This is a genomic window from Dysgonomonas sp. Marseille-Q5470, from assembly GCF_951230145.1.
Classification (GTDB): Bacteria; Bacteroidota; Bacteroidia; order Bacteroidales; family Dysgonomonadaceae; genus Dysgonomonas.
Window position 1 is genome coordinate 182015 of the sequence record NZ_CATNVE010000003.1, and the last position, 16041, is coordinate 198055.

General features: G+C 38.2%; 13 protein-coding genes. 5 read left to right on the top strand and 8 right to left on the bottom strand.

The genetic code is table 11. The features are described 5' to 3' along the window. The 8 genes from QOX35_RS06865 to QOX35_RS06900 form a co-directional block, all read right to left on the bottom strand. The gene (locus tag QOX35_RS06865) at positions 1 to 402 is read right to left on the bottom strand and encodes a phosphoribosyltransferase (RefSeq protein WP_283686299.1); all 402 of its coding nucleotides are present in this window, start codon (positions 400 to 402) and stop codon (positions 1 to 3) included. 9 nt (positions 403 to 411) lie between these two features. After that, on the bottom strand, positions 412 to 921 hold the full coding sequence (locus QOX35_RS06870) for an ECF transporter S component (RefSeq protein ID WP_283686300.1): 510 nt from the start codon (positions 919 to 921) through the stop codon (positions 412 to 414). Between the two features lie 329 nt (positions 922 to 1250). Continuing rightward, entirely contained in the window at positions 1251 to 1889 is a 639-nt protein-coding gene (gene pdxH / locus QOX35_RS06875; RefSeq protein ID WP_135103841.1) for a pyridoxamine 5'-phosphate oxidase, read from the bottom strand. 350 nt (positions 1890 to 2239) lie between these two features. Further along, positions 2240 to 2584 carry a DUF2023 family protein gene (locus QOX35_RS06880; RefSeq protein WP_006842452.1) on the bottom strand — a complete coding sequence of 115 codons (345 nt, stop codon included), beginning with the start codon at positions 2582 to 2584 and terminating at the stop codon, positions 2240 to 2242. Between the two features lie 14 nt (positions 2585 to 2598). After that, entirely contained in the window at positions 2599 to 3099 is a 501-nt protein-coding gene (gene fldA / locus QOX35_RS06885) for a flavodoxin FldA (RefSeq protein WP_135103842.1), read from the bottom strand. Between the two features lie 213 nt (positions 3100 to 3312). Then, positions 3313 to 3576, bottom strand: coding sequence for a 50S ribosomal protein L27 (gene rpmA, locus QOX35_RS06890; protein ID WP_006842455.1), 264 nt, complete (start codon positions 3574 to 3576; stop codon positions 3313 to 3315). A 20-nt stretch (positions 3577 to 3596) separates the two neighbouring features. Then, the gene (gene rplU, locus QOX35_RS06895) at positions 3597 to 3908 is read right to left on the bottom strand and encodes a 50S ribosomal protein L21 (protein ID WP_006842456.1); all 312 of its coding nucleotides are present in this window, start codon (positions 3906 to 3908) and stop codon (positions 3597 to 3599) included. 129 nt (positions 3909 to 4037) lie between these two features. After that, entirely contained in the window at positions 4038 to 4538 is a 501-nt protein-coding gene (locus tag QOX35_RS06900) for a hypothetical protein (protein ID WP_283686301.1), read from the bottom strand. A 261-nt stretch (positions 4539 to 4799) separates the two neighbouring features. On the opposite strand from QOX35_RS06900, the gene asnB reads away from it, so the two are divergent. The 5 genes from asnB to gltB all read left to right on the top strand — a co-directional run bounded on the left by asnB (position 4800) and on the right by gltB (position 16031). Then, the gene (asnB, locus tag QOX35_RS06905; RefSeq protein ID WP_283686302.1) at positions 4800 to 6470 is read left to right on the top strand and encodes an asparagine synthase B; all 1671 of its coding nucleotides are present in this window, start codon (positions 4800 to 4802) and stop codon (positions 6468 to 6470) included. A 406-nt stretch (positions 6471 to 6876) separates the two neighbouring features. Next, positions 6877 to 7716 (top strand): diaminopimelate epimerase, encoded by an 840-nt coding sequence (dapF, locus tag QOX35_RS06910; protein WP_283686303.1) that lies wholly within the window; start codon positions 6877 to 6879, stop codon positions 7714 to 7716. Between the two features lie 47 nt (positions 7717 to 7763). Then, positions 7764 to 8996: an LL-diaminopimelate aminotransferase gene (locus tag QOX35_RS06915; protein ID WP_135103847.1), complete on the top strand. Its 1233-nt coding sequence runs from the start codon at positions 7764 to 7766 to the stop codon at positions 8994 to 8996. 33 nt (positions 8997 to 9029) lie between these two features. Further along, positions 9030 to 11207 carry a glutamine synthetase III family protein gene (locus tag QOX35_RS06920; protein WP_135103848.1) on the top strand — a complete coding sequence of 726 codons (2178 nt, stop codon included), beginning with the start codon at positions 9030 to 9032 and terminating at the stop codon, positions 11205 to 11207. Positions 11208 to 11513: 306 nt separating this feature from the next. Beyond that, positions 11514 to 16031 (top strand): glutamate synthase large subunit, encoded by a 4518-nt coding sequence (gltB, locus tag QOX35_RS06925; protein WP_283686304.1) that lies wholly within the window; start codon positions 11514 to 11516, stop codon positions 16029 to 16031. The last annotated feature ends 10 nt before the right edge of the window (positions 16032 to 16041 follow it).

Genomic DNA, 16041 nt, shown 5'->3' on the forward strand with positions numbered 1-16041 from the left:
TTATAATAGCCACGGGAACTTGAAGCAATCTTCATCATATAGGGCATAATCTGCTTTTCCGTTTACCGCGAATGTTTTAACTAGTCTGGCACCTTCGAGCAACTTACATGCCAACCCCAGAGATGCGCCCGTCTTCACTCTGTCTTCTACCAGCAATATAGATTTGCCTTTGAAGTCGAAGTCGATGGGAGCTATCAATTGCGGACTTTCATATTTGGGCTTTTGGTAAGCGTCGCGTAGGTTTATTTTTAACAGATGGATATCGATATTTAGTCTTTGATTGAGAATAGCAGCAGGTATTATGCCTCCATTAGCGATAGCGACAATCATATCGAAGCTTTCATAAAAAGCAATGTCGCGGAAGCGTTCTAATACTTCCGAAAAAGACTTGTTGTCAGACATTTTTGTATCTTATATTTTAGCGATAGCTTTCAATAAAGCGTACCCCCCGAATATTTGTATTAACATTCCCGGAATACCAATACGGAAATCTTGTACTGCTGTAAAGAAATCTTTTACGATAGCCCATTCTATCAATGTACCTGCTATCTGATATGTCAAAACAGCGGCAATTATTCCTAATAGAGAAATTTTTCCGAGTCGATGTGCTGCATAAGCTGCTGCCCCTGCTAATAAGGTGGACTTGATTAGTATGGCAGGGAGTAAAGCCACCGGAGGCATTCCAAATAAAACACTATTGATAAGTGGAGATAATATTGCAGTTAACAAACCAACCCGTAGACCGTATTTGTACGCTGCTATCAGAGTGAAAAAGTATATAGGAAGCCAGGTTAAGCCTCCACCAGGTATCAAATGGCATATCTGAGGAAGTGCAATGTTTCCGACAACGAATAACAATGCAAACAAATATGTTTTAATCTCTTTGTAAGTTAAGGAATAAAGTTTTACTGTTGTTTCCATAATTATAGTAAATTAAAGTATATGTAATTATTTATTTTATTCGTTGTCCTTTTCCGGATACCTGAGCCGGAATAAATATAAGTTTATGTAAAATAATGAGGAGTGTTATTTTATCTTACTGGCATTCTCTATATTGGTGTTAACGAATACAATACTAAAAATAATTATTGAAACGAACAAATATTATAATATCTTTTCACTTTTAGGCATAATGATTATAGTATCAGCGTAAAAATAGAAATTAATAATCAAACCTTCTATAATATCTGATAAAATATTTTTTCTTCTCGAAGCTTAATGCATAGATATTGTAGTATATCTATTTTAACTTATGGCGCGAGACGCTCAACTTCCCAAACTCCATCTTCAAGCACATATTGTATTCTGTCGTGCAGTCTGTTGCTGCGTCCTTGCCAGAATTCGATAAGATAAGGTTTAACGATATATCCTCCCCAGTTTTGAGGACGGACTATATCTTTGTCTTTAAACTTAGATTCATATTCTTTTATCAGTCCTTCCAAGTATTTTCTATCGGGTATCGCACGGCTTTGGGGTGATGCCCAAGCTCCCAACTTGCTCTTTGCCGGACGGACTTCGAAGTAAGAGTCTGATTCTGCATCTGAAGTTTTTTCAACAATACCTTCTATTCTTACTTGTCTTTCCAATTCATTCCAAACAAAAGTTAAGGCACAGTACTTGTTTAGTGTAATTTGATAAGCTTTCTTGCTATCATAATTAGTAAAAAAAACGAATCCTTGTGGTTTAATCTGCTTGAGTAGTATCATACGCGAAGATGGTTTCCCATCGGGAGTTGCTGTTGCCAGATTCATCGCATTTGGTTCAAGGGCTTTCGCTATAATAGCTTCGTTAAGCCATTGTTCGAACATATCCATTGGGTCGGATAGGACATCGCTCTCGTCTAGTGTTTTTAAAGTAAAATCTCTTCGTATATTAAATAAATCTGTCATAAATTATGGTTAAAATAGTAGTGAGTTTATTATTGTATATATAACATAACAAAAAAGCAGTCTTTTTGTTGTTTTTTTATTTCTTTTTGGCTATTAAAGTTTTGATAAATAGTTTATTGTGTTTTTATTTTACTCTTTGTTTATCTTCTTTTTTTTTGTTAAAAGGTGACAAAAGTGACACATTTTACTTCCTTTTATCTTGTCACTTTTTCTACTTCAGTATTCGTAAATATTATTTGCGGAAAGCTTGTGTATAATAAGATAATAGTTGTGGGTAAAAATGAAAAATCCTCACTGACATCACGTCTGCGAGGATCTAGATCAACTAAAAAAACTATCCAATAGAAAAGTTATGCCAAACAAAGTGTATTAATACTTTTCTTTTGTCTCTTGCTGTATCTGTTGCATTGTTCACAGACACTATATCCTAATAATATTCCTAATATAAAATCTTCTTCAGGTGTTAATAAGTTCAACGGTTTGTCTCCACATATTGCGTTGGCTACTAAGAGGCATTCCTCTTTGCCGAAAAAGACATTTATATTACCGTTTTTCAGATGGCTTATTTTATAATTAATCGAGTTTTTTCCCAATTTCCATCTGACTTTATCTTCATATTCTCCGGGTAGTGTACACAGTACCAAGCTGCGCACCCCTTTTTTGTATTCGTAAATCAGGTGAAAGAAAACACGCATATTGATTTACTTTGTTAAATTGCTTTTTTAAGGTCTTCTGTCCAAATTGCAATGCGTTGATCTGTAAGGTTCGACTCGTTGTCGTTATCGATGAGCAAACCAAGAAATTCGCCGTCAACAACAGATTCAGAACTGTCGAAGGTATATCCCTCTGTGCTTACCTTACCGATTAGCTCGCAACCTTTACCCTTTATTACGCTGTATATTTTTGATAGGGCGTCGCCAAATGTATCGCTATATGAAGATGAATCACCACATCCAAACAGAGCTACTTTTTTACCATTCAGATCGGCAGCCTTTACTTTGTCGATATAGTACTCCCAATCGTCTTGAAGGTCACCCAATCCTAATGTTGAAGAACCGAATAATATCACATCGTAAGCTGAAAAGTCTGTATTTGCCTTTGATACATCATGTAAGTCAGCCTTGCTTACTTCCAGTTTTTTTGCTATTTCTTCCGCTACTTCTTGTGTGTTGCCGGTTGTTGAGCCGTAGTATATTCCTATTTTTGACATTCTGATAAATTTAAAATGATTAAATATCTAATTTTCTGTTTACAAAGTAATGACAACCAAGAAATGTATACAATACCAAGTAATAATGATATTTATGTCACTTTTTCACTATTTATAAGTAGGAATCATCGGTTGATGTAAGATTATCAGTTATATAAACAAAAAAAGCAGCCTGATTATCAGACTGCTTTCTCTATGTTTTAAACTTGTTTCTTAAGCTTCTGCTTTAGGAAGTACAGAAACAAATGATCTGTCGTTTCTTTTTTTGCGGAAAACCACTGTACCATCTACAAGAGCAAATAATGTATGGTCTTTACCAATACCTACATTTTCTCCCGGATGATGAGTTGTTCCTCTCTGACGAACTATGATGTTTCCTGCTTTTACAACTTCTCCACCAAATGCTTTAACGCCCAATCGTTTACTTTCCGATTCACGGCCGTTTTTCGAACTACCTACACCTTTCTTGTGTGCCATTGTCTTCTGTTTTTAACTGATTAAGCAATAATTTCTTTTACTATAACTTCTGAAAATTGTTGACGGTGACCGTTTAGTTTACGGTGTCCTTTTCTTCTTTTCTTGTGGAAAATAAGAACTTTATCACCTTTTGCTTGAGAAACAACCTCAAGAACTACTTTTGCGCCATCTACAGTCGGTGTACCTACTGTTACTGTGCCGCCGTTGTCAACTAATAATACTTTATCGAACTCAACTGTTGAGCCATTTTCTGCATTGATTCTATGAACAAACAACTTTTGGTCTTTTTCAACTTTCATTTGTTGTCCTTGAATGTCTACAATTACGTACATCTGTTTTGTTATTTACAGGTTATGTGCCTGAGGCGAACCGTTTTATATACAGTTTCTTGTTAGCCTATTAGCAATCGGGTGGCAAAGATAATCAATCTCTACTAAAAATTCAAATATTTGTGGAAAAGATTATCGTATTTCTTTGATTTTTAATTCACCTGTCAAGTCATTCGGGATTGTTGCGGGATCTACTCCCATAATGGTAACGATGTTTCTAATGTCTTGTGAGGTTACTTTACGGTAAGTAGTTAGGGTATTGGGCGTTATAAGATATTTACTAGCCGCTGTGCCTCCATGCAATGAACTTTGTATAAATATAGAGTCTCCTTTAGCTTCATATGTATCGGTAGACTCACTGATAAGTTCATCAGAGCCCGAAGATCCTTTTTTTCTGATCGTAGTTTTTACATTTAATTCAGTAAAAGCTCTGGTTGTTTGATTTTCTTTTAAGTCCAGACTGAAAACAGTATTTAGCATATTGTCGAAGCTGGAATCGGATGTTTTTATTGTCTGCTCGCGCATTAGCCATTCGCCCTGTAAGGTTACAGCTTCCTCCTCGTTGTCTCCGCATGATGTCATCAAAGTGCAGGTGGTCAGTAAAATTGTAAAGGATAGTATAAAATTCTTCATTGTAATGTGTTCGTTATGCAAATATTTGTGGTGCAAATATATACATATTTTACTTAATTATATATAGCTCACGCTTTTTATAAGACTTTAAAACCGAAATTAACAAAAGTGTTTAGTTTGTTGTGTTTTTAGTTTTATTGTCATAATGAGATTTAATGGTGTTTTTTATTAACAAAAAGTCTTATTTATTTTTTATTTACGAATAAAATGATATAAATTTGCCAGACTGTTCAAATTTTAAACAAAACAGGTGATAAATATATGTGTGGATTTGTAGGAGCTTTTGATTTAATACAAGATATAAGCGTTTTGCGGGGGCAGGTTCTTCGCATGGCAAAAAAAATTCGTCACCGCGGTCCGGATTGGTCGGGGATATATTGTGGTGAGAAATCTATTCTTGCTCACGAAAGATTGTCTATTGTAGGAGTAGACTCTGGTAAACAACCTCTTTATAGTAAAGATGGTAATTTGGTTTTGGCTGTCAATGGTGAGATCTACAATCACAAAGAAATAAGAAGTCGCTATCCCGACTACGAATTTCTTACACACTCAGACTGCGAAGTAATCTTAGCTTTGTATAAAGATAAAGGGGTTGATCTCTTTGAAGATTTAAATGGCATCTTTGCTTTTGCGCTTTATGATGTTGAAAATGATATTTGTCTTATTGGACGTGACCATATGGGGATAATTCCTCTTTATATGGGGTATGACGATCACGGACAATTTTATGTGGCAAGCGAATTAAAAGCTTTGGAAGGTGTTTGTCCCAACGTGCAGGAGTTCTTACCCGGTTATTATATGTGTAGTGCCGAGGGGAATGATTTGAAACGTTGGTATAAACGTGACTGGATGGAGTATGACGATGTAAAAGATAATGAATCTGATGAAAATGAGTTGAGAGTAGCTTTGGAGAGCGCTGTGCATCGCCAATTGATGTCGGATGTTCCTTATGGTGTTTTACTTTCAGGAGGATTGGATTCGTCTATAATATCAGCTATCGCAAAACGATATGCAGCTCGCAGAATAGAGGATGATAACCAGACCGAAGCTTGGTGGCCTCAATTGCATTCATTTGCTGTTGGGTTGAAAGATTCTCCGGACTTGGTGGCCTCAAAAAAGGTGGCAGAGTATATCGGAACAGTACATCATGAAATAAATTTCACGGTCGAAGAGGCTCTTGATGCCCTCAGTGATGTGATTTATCATATCGAAACCTATGATGTTACTACCGTTCGTGCATCTACCCCTATGTATTTGTTGGCTCGTTTTATAAAATCGATGGGAGTGAAGATGGTGCTTTCCGGCGAAGGTGCAGATGAGTTGTTTGGTGGTTACTTATATTTTCATAAGGCTCCCGATGCAAAAGCTTTTCATGAAGAAACCGTACGGAAGTTGGATAGATTGCATTTGTATGATTGCTTGCGTGCGAATAAGTCGTTAGCTGCATGGGGAGTAGAAGGGCGTGTGCCTTTTCTCGATAAAGAATTTATAGACGTTGCTATGCGTTTAAATCCTCAGGATAAAATGTGTGGTAATGGTAAAATAGAAAAATATATATTAAGAAAAACATTTCAGGATTATTTGCCTGAAAGTGTTGCTTGGAGGCAAAAAGAGCAATTTTCTGACGGAGTTGGCTACAATTGGATAGATTCGTTGAAGGAAATGGCCGAAAAGAAAGTCTCAGATAAGCAGATGATGCATGCTTCGGAGCGTTTTCCGATCAATCCTCCAATGTCAAAGGAAGAGTATTGGTATCGCACAATGTTTGAAGAGCATTTCCCGTCAGCTTCGGCTGCTCATACCGTTCCGTCCGTTCCGTCCGTCGCCTGCAGTACGGCTGTGGCGCTGGAGTGGGATGCGTCTTTCAAGAATAGAGTTGATCCGTCAGGTAGGGCGGTGAAGGCTGTTCATGCAGAAGCATATGATAAATAGTATATTTTAAGGAGGCGGTTGCCTCCTTTTTGTTTTATTCTTATCGGTAAAATAAGAGAAATGAAAAACAATTGATTATCGTGATTGTTTTTATTTCGAAATTAAGTTTTGATTCGAGAGGAATAGTGGCATATAGTTGAAAAGGATGTTGTGTGAGAAGTATTTTGTTGCAGAATTTTTGTAAAGAGCATTAAAGAGACGTGATATTAAATATAAACCTATCATTTGTAAATCAATTAAACCTTCATAATGTCTTTATGTTTTGTTTTTAAGTTGAAAATAAAACAAAAAGATTTTTTTGTTTTATTAAAGATGAAAAAATGTTATGGATTTCTTGCAAAAACGAATAATTTGTATGAAATTTGTCCCTTGAAAAGATAAAGTAAAAAAAGACGAAATATAGAGAATGAAGAAGTTGAAATTCACCAAAATGCACGGCGCGGGCAATGATTATATCTATATGAACGGGTTTGTTCAGGAGATAGATAATCCTTCAGCATTAGCAATCCGCCTTAGTAATCGTAATTTTGGTATTGGCTCGGATGGTTTAGTGCTTATATTGCCATCTGAGAATTCAGATTTTAGAATGCAGATGTTCAATTCCGATGGTTCTGAAGCCGAGATGTGTGGTAATGCTTCTCGTTGTGTAGGGAAATATGTATATGACAACGGATTGACAACAAAAAAGGAAATTGCGCTGGAAACAAAAGCCGGCGTTAAATATATAACTTTACTGGAAGGAGACGAAAAAGCTCGTAAGGTGACAGTGGATATGGGTGAGCCGATTCTTGATCCTGTGCAAATTCCGGTGAAGGTGGATAAAGAACCTGTACTTAATTTCCCGTTGGATATCGATGGCAAAATATGGGAAATATCTTGCGTATCCATGGGGAACCCTCATGCGGTTGTTTTTACAACAGGAATAAAAGAGCTTGATTTGCCTGTAATAGGACCTAAGTTTGAAAAACATCCGATATTCCCTCGAAAAACAAATACTGAGTTCATTGAAGTCGTTGATCGTAAAACGTTGAATATGCGTGTGTGGGAACGTGGAGCAGGAGAGACTCTGGCTTGTGGCACAGGAGCCTGTGCTGCGGCTGTTGCTGCCATACTGAACGGATATTGCGACCGTAAAATAACAATTCACCTGATAGGCGGAGATCTCGAGATAGAATGGGATGAGCAAAATAATCACGTGTATATGACCGGTGAGGCTGTGACAGTTTTTGAAGGAGAGATTTTTTAATACTGCGGCCATATAATAGAAGAACCCGAAATTATTAATATATAAAAATGGCATTCATAAACGAAAATTATACTAAACTACCGGGAAGTTACTTGTTCTCGGATATTGCAAAAAAAGTAAATGAATTTAAGGCCGCCCATCCTGAAGCCAATGTTATTCGTTTGGGAATCGGTGATGTTACAAAGCCTCTACCTTCGGCGATAATAAACGCAATGCATGCCGCTGTAGATGAAATGGCGAATGCATCTACTTTTAGAGGATACGGACCTGAACAAGGGTACGACTTTTTGGTAAATACAATTGTAGAAAATGATTATAAAGCACGTGGCTTGGATATTTCTGCTGACGAAATATTTGTAAGCGATGGCTCTAAAAGTGATACCGGTAATATCGGCGATATTCTTGGACTTGATAATATTGTTGCTGTTACAGATCCTGTTTATCCTGTCTACGTAGATACAAACGTAATGGCTGGCCGTGCAGGAGAATTGCAGGCAAATGGCAAATGGAATAAGCTTGTTTATATTCCATGTACATCAGAGAATGACTTTATTCCGTCATTGCCGACTGAGAAAGTAGATATCGTTTACTTGTGTTATCCTAACAATCCTACAGGTACTACATTGACGAAAGATCAATTGAAAGTATGGGTTGATTATGCTCTCCAGAATAAGGTGCTTATCCTATTTGATGGTGCTTACAAAGAATTTATTACCGAAAGTGATGTTCCTCATAGTATATACGAGATAGAGGGAGCACGAGAAGTGGCTATCGAGTTTCGTAGTTTCTCCAAAACTGCCGGATTTACAGGTACTCGTTGCGCTTATACCGTTGTGCCTAAAACTGTGATGGGATACACCAAAACCGGAGAAAAGATTTCTTATAATAAATTGTGGAACAGACGCCATACTACTAAGTTTAACGGTGTTCCATATATTATTCAACGTGCAGCCGAGGCTTGTTTCTCTGCCGAAGGTAAAAAGCAGATAAAAGATATCATCGACTATTATATGAATAATGCAAAGATCATTCGTGAGGGTCTCGCTTCCGAAGGATTGCAAGTATATGGTGGTGTAAACTCTCCTTATATTTGGGTAAAAACTCCAAAGGGAATGACATCGTGGGGATTCTTCGATTATCTATTGAATGATCTACATGTTGTAGGAACTCCCGGTGTAGGTTTTGGCCCTAGTGGAGAAGGTTATTTAAGGTTAACGGCATTTGGTACTTTAGAAAATACCAAAGAGGCTGTTGGTCGATTAAAAAAGATTTCTATTTGATAAATCCTATATAAACTCAATAAAAGTAAATTTATGACAAAGTTACGTTTTAAAGCAGTAGCACTGGCCTCAGAGCGAAAGCCTCTTGAGGTAGAGAAACCTAAAAGTAAAACTTCAGAGTATTACGGGGAAAAGGTGTTCAATCGTAAAGCTATGACCAAATATCTTTCGAAAGAAACTTTTAAAGCGCTTAATGATGCAATTGAAAAAGGACAATCTGTAAATCGTAATCTGGCAGAGCATGTTGCAGCCGGAATGCGTATGTGGGCTCTGGAAAATGGTGTAACACACTATACTCACTGGTTTCATCCGTTGACAGACGGTACTGCCGAAAAGCATGATGCTTTTGTTGAACATGATGGTAATGGTGGACTGATTGAAGAATTTGAAGGAAAGCTTCTTGCTCAACAAGAGCCTGATGCTTCAAGTTTTCCGTCGGGAGGTCTTCGTAATACATTCGAAGCACGTGGTTATTCTGCTTGGGATCCATCATCTCCTGCATTTATTGTAGGTGAAACATTGTGTATTCCTACTATCTTTATCTCATATACAGGTGAGGCTCTTGACTATAAGACTCCTTTGCTTAAAGCTCTTGCTGCGGTAGATAAGGCTGCAACAGGTGTAGTTCAGTATTTTAATGAAGATGTAACAAAGGTAATATCTAACCTTGGATGGGAACAAGAGTATTTCCTTGTTGACGAAGACTTGTTTATGGCTCGTCCAGACTTAGCTTTGACAGGAAGAACGCTGATGAGTCACGAAAGTGCAAAAAATCAGCAGTTGGAAGACCACTACTTTGGTTCAATTCCTGAACGTGTTCAACGTTTTATGAAAGAGCTTGAGTACGAATCGTATGCTTTGGGCATTCCTGTAAAAACTCGTCACAACGAAGTAGCTCCAAATCAGTTTGAGCTGGCTCCTATATATGAAGAATGTAATCTTGCTGTAGACCACAACCTTTTGGTTATGTCTGTAATGGATAAGGTAGCGCGTAAGCACTCTTTCCGTATCCTATTCCACGAAAAACCATTCAAAGGAATCAACGGTTCGGGTAAACATAACAACTGGTCTCTTGCTACAAATACAGGAATCAACCTTCTTTCTCCGGGTAAGGATAAAGTTGAAAACCTTCGTTTTATCACATTTGTGGTGAATATCTTGGCTGCTGTTTATAAGAATAACGGCCTGTTGAAAGCTTCAATATCTTCAGCTACAAATGCTCACCGTCTTGGAGCAAACGAAGCTCCTCCTGCTATCATATCAGTATTCTTGGGTACTCAGGTTAGTGATATTCTTGATAAGTTTGAGAAGAGCTCTGTAAAAGATGCTATCGTTGTTGACAACAAGAAACAGATTAGTTTAGGTGTAGGTCAAATTCCTGAAATCCTTTTGGATAATACAGACCGTAACCGTACTTCTCCATTCGCATTCACAGGAAATCGTTTCGAGTTCCGTGCTGTGGGTTCTTCTGCTAACTGTGCTTCTGCTATGACAGCCTTGAATGCTTCTGTTGCAGAACAGCTAAGAGTGTTTAAAGACGAAGTTGATGCACTAATCAGTAAAGGTAAATCGAAAGAAGAGGCTCTTTACGAAGTATTGAAGAAGTATATCAAAGAATCACGTTCTATCCGTTTCAATGGTAATGGATATAGCGAAGAATGGAAAGCAGAAGCTAAAAAACGTAAATTGGATTGCGAAACAAGCGTTCCTGTTATCTATGATAGCTATACTTCAAAACAAAGTATCAAAACATTTGCCGGTATTTTATCTGAAGTAGAGCTTCATGCTCGTAACGAGGTGAAGTGGGAAATGTATACAAAGAAAATCCAGATAGAATCGCGTGTATTAGGTGATTTGGCTTTAAATCATATCATTCCTGTAGCGATTTCATACCAATCTATATTGTTGACAAATGTTTCTAAGCTAAAAGACATCTCTGATGACTACAAGACTCTTGGTGCAGAGCAAATCCGTTTGATAGAAAAAGTATCTACGCATGTAAATGCCGTGAACGCAAAAGTTCATGAAATGATAGATGCTCGTAAAGCGGCTAATAACATTGAGAGTGAACGTGAGAAAGCTGTTGCTTATCATGATAATGTAGCTCCGTATTTGGACGAAATCCGCTATCATATCGACAAACTTGAATTGATTGTTGATAATGAAATGTGGCCATTGGCTAAATATAGAGAATTATTGTTTATACGATAATTAAACATTATAAAGAAAAGAAGTCCCGATCTCTAACGAGTCGGGATTTCTTTTTTTATACAGGCTTTGATTTTGCGAGTATAAATATGAAATAAAACAGACTGAATTATTTATTTCGGGGTCTTTAATTTGTTTGTTTTTGTGTTCTTTTGTTAAAAAAAATCGATTAAATATAGATTTTTTATTAAAAAGGTGCATTTTTAAATCAAAAAGAAAATTTATTAAAGCGAAATTCGTACATTTGTCATTGTAAATAAATTAGGATAGAACCCGAAAATTCTTTCATTCACATATCAACTATTGACTATGCAAGATTTAAGATCAGCAATACAGCACGGACTATATGACCCAAACTACGAACACGATGCGTGTGGGGTAGGTATGGTGTTGCATATGAAGGGTGCAAAATCACATGCTATCGTTGAAAATGGTCTCCGTGTATTGGAGAACATGACTCACCGTGGAGCAGAAAACGCCGATAATAAAACCGGTGATGGTGCCGGTATTATGTTACAAATACCGCACGAGTTTATACTTCTACAGGGGATACCTGTCCCCGAGAAAGGGCACTACGGAACCGGATTGGTCTTCTTGCCGAAGGGTGAGGCTGAGATGGAATCGTGTATGATAACTCTCACGCAATATATCGATAAGGAAGGCTTGAAGCTTTTGGCTGTTCGCGATGTACCTGTCAATAGTGAAATATTGGGAGAGATGGCAAAGTCGAATGAGCCTCATATAAAACAAATATTTGTGCTCGGAGAAGAAGGTCTTTCTCAGGATGAATTAGAGCACAAACTCTATTTACTTCGTAAGAAAATAGAAAAAGAAATATTCAACTCTAAAATATTTTCATTAGAGACTAAGCGAGCTTTCTATATTGTCAGTTTGTCTACAAAGCGCCTTATATATAAAGGTATGTTGTCGTCTGAGCAACTTCGGCATTATTATCCCGATTTGCTGAATCCGCATCTCACAAGTGCTATTGCTTTGGTGCACTCACGTTTCAGTACCAACACCTTCCCTACATGGGATTTGGCACACCCATTCCGTATGGTGGCTCATAATGGTGAGATCAATACGATAAAGGGTAATCGTTTGTGGATGGAGGCTCGTGAGAGCATATTGAAATCAGATTTGTTAGGGAATATCAACGACTTGTGGCCAATTGTTCAGCCATTTATGAGTGATAGTGCATCATTCGATAATGTATTGGAATTCCTTGTTATGTCAGGGAAATCACTACCTCATGCAATGGCAATGATGGTTCCCGAATCGTGGAACGATCAGAATCCGATATCTGACGACTTGAAAGCTTTCTATGAATACCATAGCTTGTTTATGGAGCCTTGGGATGGACCGGCTACACTATTGTTCTCGGATGGACGTTATGCCGGAGGACTGTTAGACCGTAATGGTCTGCGCCCTGCCCGTTATTTGATAACTCATAATGACGTTATGGTCGTTGCTTCCGAAATGGGGGTATTGCCATTTGAGCCGTCCGAAATAAAAGAAAAAGGTCGCCTTCGTCCCGGTAAAATACTAATGGTAGATACCGAAAAAGGAACAATACAATATGATGCAGAGCTGAAGGAAAACCTTGCAAAAGCGTATCCGTATCGTGAATGGCTATCTAAGAACCGTATTTCATTAGATGACATATCTTCGGGGCGTGCACCAAAATATAGCGTGGATAACTACGATAAGCTGCTGAAGGTTTTTGGATATTACAAAGAAGATATAGAAAAGATAATGACGCCAATGGCTGTGGAAGGCAAAGAGCCTACTGCATCTATGGGAAACGATGCGCCTGTCGCTGTTTTATCTAACAAGCCACAGCGTTTATTTACATATTTCCGCCAATTATTTGCTCAGGTAACAAACCCGCCTATCGACCCTATTCGTGAAGAGCTGGTGATGTCTCTTGCCGGATATATTGGTTCGCTTCATAAAAATATACTCGAACCAATGCCGGAGCATACCAAGATGGTTGGGCTATCGAATCCTTTCTTATCAAATAGGGAATTAGATTTGCTAGTTCATCTTGGTTATAAGGGCTTTAAGGCGGAAATCATTCCGATGCTGTTCGATCCGAAACAAGGTGGAGCCGGACTGGAAAAAGCGATAGAACAAATGTGTCGCAATGCAGAAAAAGCTGTAGATAGCGGTAGTAACTATATCGTACTTAGCGATAGAGGGGTAAATCCGGATAATGCTGCCATTCCTTCATTATTGGCTGTGTCGGCAGTTCATCATTATCTGATAGAACGCCGCAAACGTATGCAAATAGATATAGTGGTAGAATCGGCAGAACCACGTGAGGTGATGCACTTCGCTTTATTGTTTGGTTATGGCGCTAATGCCGTGAATCCATATTTGGCATTAGCGGTGATAGAAGATCTTGTTAAAAAAGGAGATATTCACTTAGATTTTCATACAGCCATGAAGAACTATGTGAAGTCTATAAACAAAGGCTTATTGAAAACCATGTCCAAGATGGGTATCTCTACACTGAAAAGCTATATTGGTGCTCAGATATTCGAAGCTGTGGGTATCAGTACCGGAGTTATCGATAAGTACTTTAAGGGGACTACATCTAAGATTGAAGGTATTGATATTAATGACATAGCAAGCGATACAATCGAGGCTTTTTATGAAGCCTTTGAGAGTGACTTTATCGACCCGTCATTAGTAAGTCAGGGTATATACGCATGGCGCCGCAATGGTGAATATCACGCATGGAATCCTGAAACGATAATGAATCTTCAGATGGCTACACGTCTGGGTAGTTATAAGAAATTTAAAGAATATACCGACTCTATTGATAAAAAAACGGAAAAGATATTTTTGCGTGATTTCTTAGATTTTGATCCTTCTAATAATCCGATTGATGTTTCGGAAGTAGAACCTGTGTCAGCTATTACAAAACGCTTTGTGACAGGAGCCATGTCTTTTGGTTCTATCAGTCGTGAAGCCCATGAAGCAATGGCTGTAGCAATGAACGCTATCGGCGGAAAAAGCAATACCGGAGAGGGGGGTGAGTTGCCTGAACGTTTTGCTACCAATGCCCGTTCTTCTATCAAGCAAGTTGCTTCCGGTCGCTTTGGTGTAACAACAGAGTATTTGGTTAATGCAGATGAATTACAAATAAAAATAGCTCAAGGTGCAAAACCCGGAGAAGGGGGACAGCTACCGGGATTTAAGGTAGATAAAATTATCGCTAAGACCCGTCACTCAATTCCCGGAATCTCTCTGATTTCTCCTCCTCCTCATCATGATATATATTCAATCGAGGATTTGGCTCAATTGATATTTGACCTCAAAAATGTAAATCCTGCTGCTCAGATTAGTGTAAAATTAGTATCTGAAAGTGGTGTGGGAACAATTGCTGCCGGTGTTGCCAAAGCTAAAGCAGATCGTATCGTTATCAGTGGATGTGAAGGTGGTACGGGTGCAAGTCCTGCAAGTTCGATTAAGCATGCAGGTCTTCCTTTAGAAATTGGTTTAGCGGAGGTTCAACAAACGTTAGTACTGAATGGGCTTCGCGGTCAGGTATATTTACAAACAGACGGTCAGCTAAAAACCGGACATGACATCATTGTTGCGGCGATGCTTGGGGCTGAAGAGTTTGGATTTGCTACAAGCGCATTGATTGTATTGGGATGTATAATGATGCGTAAGTGTCACTTAAATACATGTCCTGTAGGTGTTGCTACACAAAACGAAGAGCTTAGAAAGAAGTTTATGGGACGCAGCGAGTACCTTATCAACTATTTCAATTTCTTAGCAGAAGAAGTACGTGAGCATTTGGCTGCCTTGGGTGTGAAATCACTTGATGAAGTAGTAGGGCGTGCCGATTTGTTGAAATATATGAAGAGTGATGCAAATAAGAAAGTTGAAAAACTAGATTTGTCTCGTTTGATGTATTTTCCTGTAGAAGCAAAAGAAAATGCGATTCATCGTATAAAAGATCAGGAACATAAGTTGGATGATGCGCTCGATATTTCATTGATCACTACATCTCGTATGGCTATCGATAAAGCTATGCCAACGGTAATGACCAAAACAATAAAGAATACGAACCGTACTGTGGGAGCGATGCTTTCGGGTGAGATTGCAAAGAAATATGGCAATGCGGGTCTTCCAGAAGATACTATACAATTTACATTCACAGGTTCGGCCGGACAAAGTTTTGGTGCATTTCTTGCGCATGGTGTAACCTTCAAGTTGGAGGGTGATGCAAATGACTATGTGGGTAAGGGTTTGTCGGGTGGTAAGATTATCATCGTGCCACCAACAACATCTACATTTAAGCCTGAGGAAAATATCATCGCCGGTAATACATTACTATATGGTGCTACATCGGGCGAAATATACATCAACGGACGAGTAGGAGAGCGCTTCTGCGTACGTAATAGTGGCGCTGTCGCAGTTGTTGAGGGTGCAGGAGACCACTGTTGTGAATATATGACAGGAGGTCGTACTGTAGTGCTTGGCAAAACAGGACGTAACTTTGCTGCCGGTATGAGTGGCGGCGTGGCTTATGTATATAATATAGATGAAGATTTTGATTACTATTGCAATATGCAAATGGTAGAGTTGACACTGATAGAAGATACTTACGATAGCCGTGAACTTCGTCAGTTGATAACCAATCATTATAACTATACAAATAGTCCTCTGGCTAAATATATTCTTGATAACTGGAATACCGAAGTGGAGAAATTTATGAAAGTGACTCCAATCGAGTATAAGAAAGTGTTGCAAGATGATAAATTGGAAGCTATTAAGAAAAAAATAGCACAAGTAGAATTTGATTATTAAAAGGAGGAGT

Bases quoted from the DNA above. Each gene is read 5' to 3' on its own strand.
- QOX35_RS06865 (WP_283686299.1), bottom strand. From the start codon at position 402: ATGTCTGACAACAAGTCTTTTTCGGAAGTATTAGAACGCTTCCGCGAC.
- QOX35_RS06870 (WP_283686300.1), bottom strand. From the start codon at position 921: ATGGAAACAACAGTAAAACTTTATTCCTTAACTTACAAAGAGATTAAA.
- pdxH (WP_135103841.1), bottom strand. From the start codon at position 1,889: ATGACAGATTTATTTAATATACGAAGAGATTTTACTTTAAAAACACTA.
- QOX35_RS06880 (WP_006842452.1), bottom strand. From the start codon at position 2,584: ATGCGTGTTTTCTTTCACCTGATTTACGAATACAAAAAAGGGGTGCGC.
- fldA (WP_135103842.1), bottom strand. From the start codon at position 3,099: ATGTCAAAAATAGGAATATACTACGGCTCAACAACCGGCAACACACAA.
- rpmA (WP_006842455.1), bottom strand. From the start codon at position 3,576: ATGGCACACAAGAAAGGTGTAGGTAGTTCGAAAAACGGCCGTGAATCG.
- rplU (WP_006842456.1), bottom strand. From the start codon at position 3,908: ATGTACGTAATTGTAGACATTCAAGGACAACAAATGAAAGTTGAAAAA.
- QOX35_RS06900 (WP_283686301.1), bottom strand. From the start codon at position 4,538: ATGAAGAATTTTATACTATCCTTTACAATTTTACTGACCACCTGCACT.
- asnB (WP_283686302.1), top strand. From the start codon at position 4,800: ATGTGTGGATTTGTAGGAGCTTTTGATTTAATACAAGATATAAGCGTT.
- dapF (WP_283686303.1), top strand. From the start codon at position 6,877: ATGAAGAAGTTGAAATTCACCAAAATGCACGGCGCGGGCAATGATTAT.
- QOX35_RS06915 (WP_135103847.1), top strand. From the start codon at position 7,764: ATGGCATTCATAAACGAAAATTATACTAAACTACCGGGAAGTTACTTG.
- QOX35_RS06920 (WP_135103848.1), top strand. From the start codon at position 9,030: ATGACAAAGTTACGTTTTAAAGCAGTAGCACTGGCCTCAGAGCGAAAG.
- gltB (WP_283686304.1), top strand. From the start codon at position 11,514: ATGCAAGATTTAAGATCAGCAATACAGCACGGACTATATGACCCAAAC.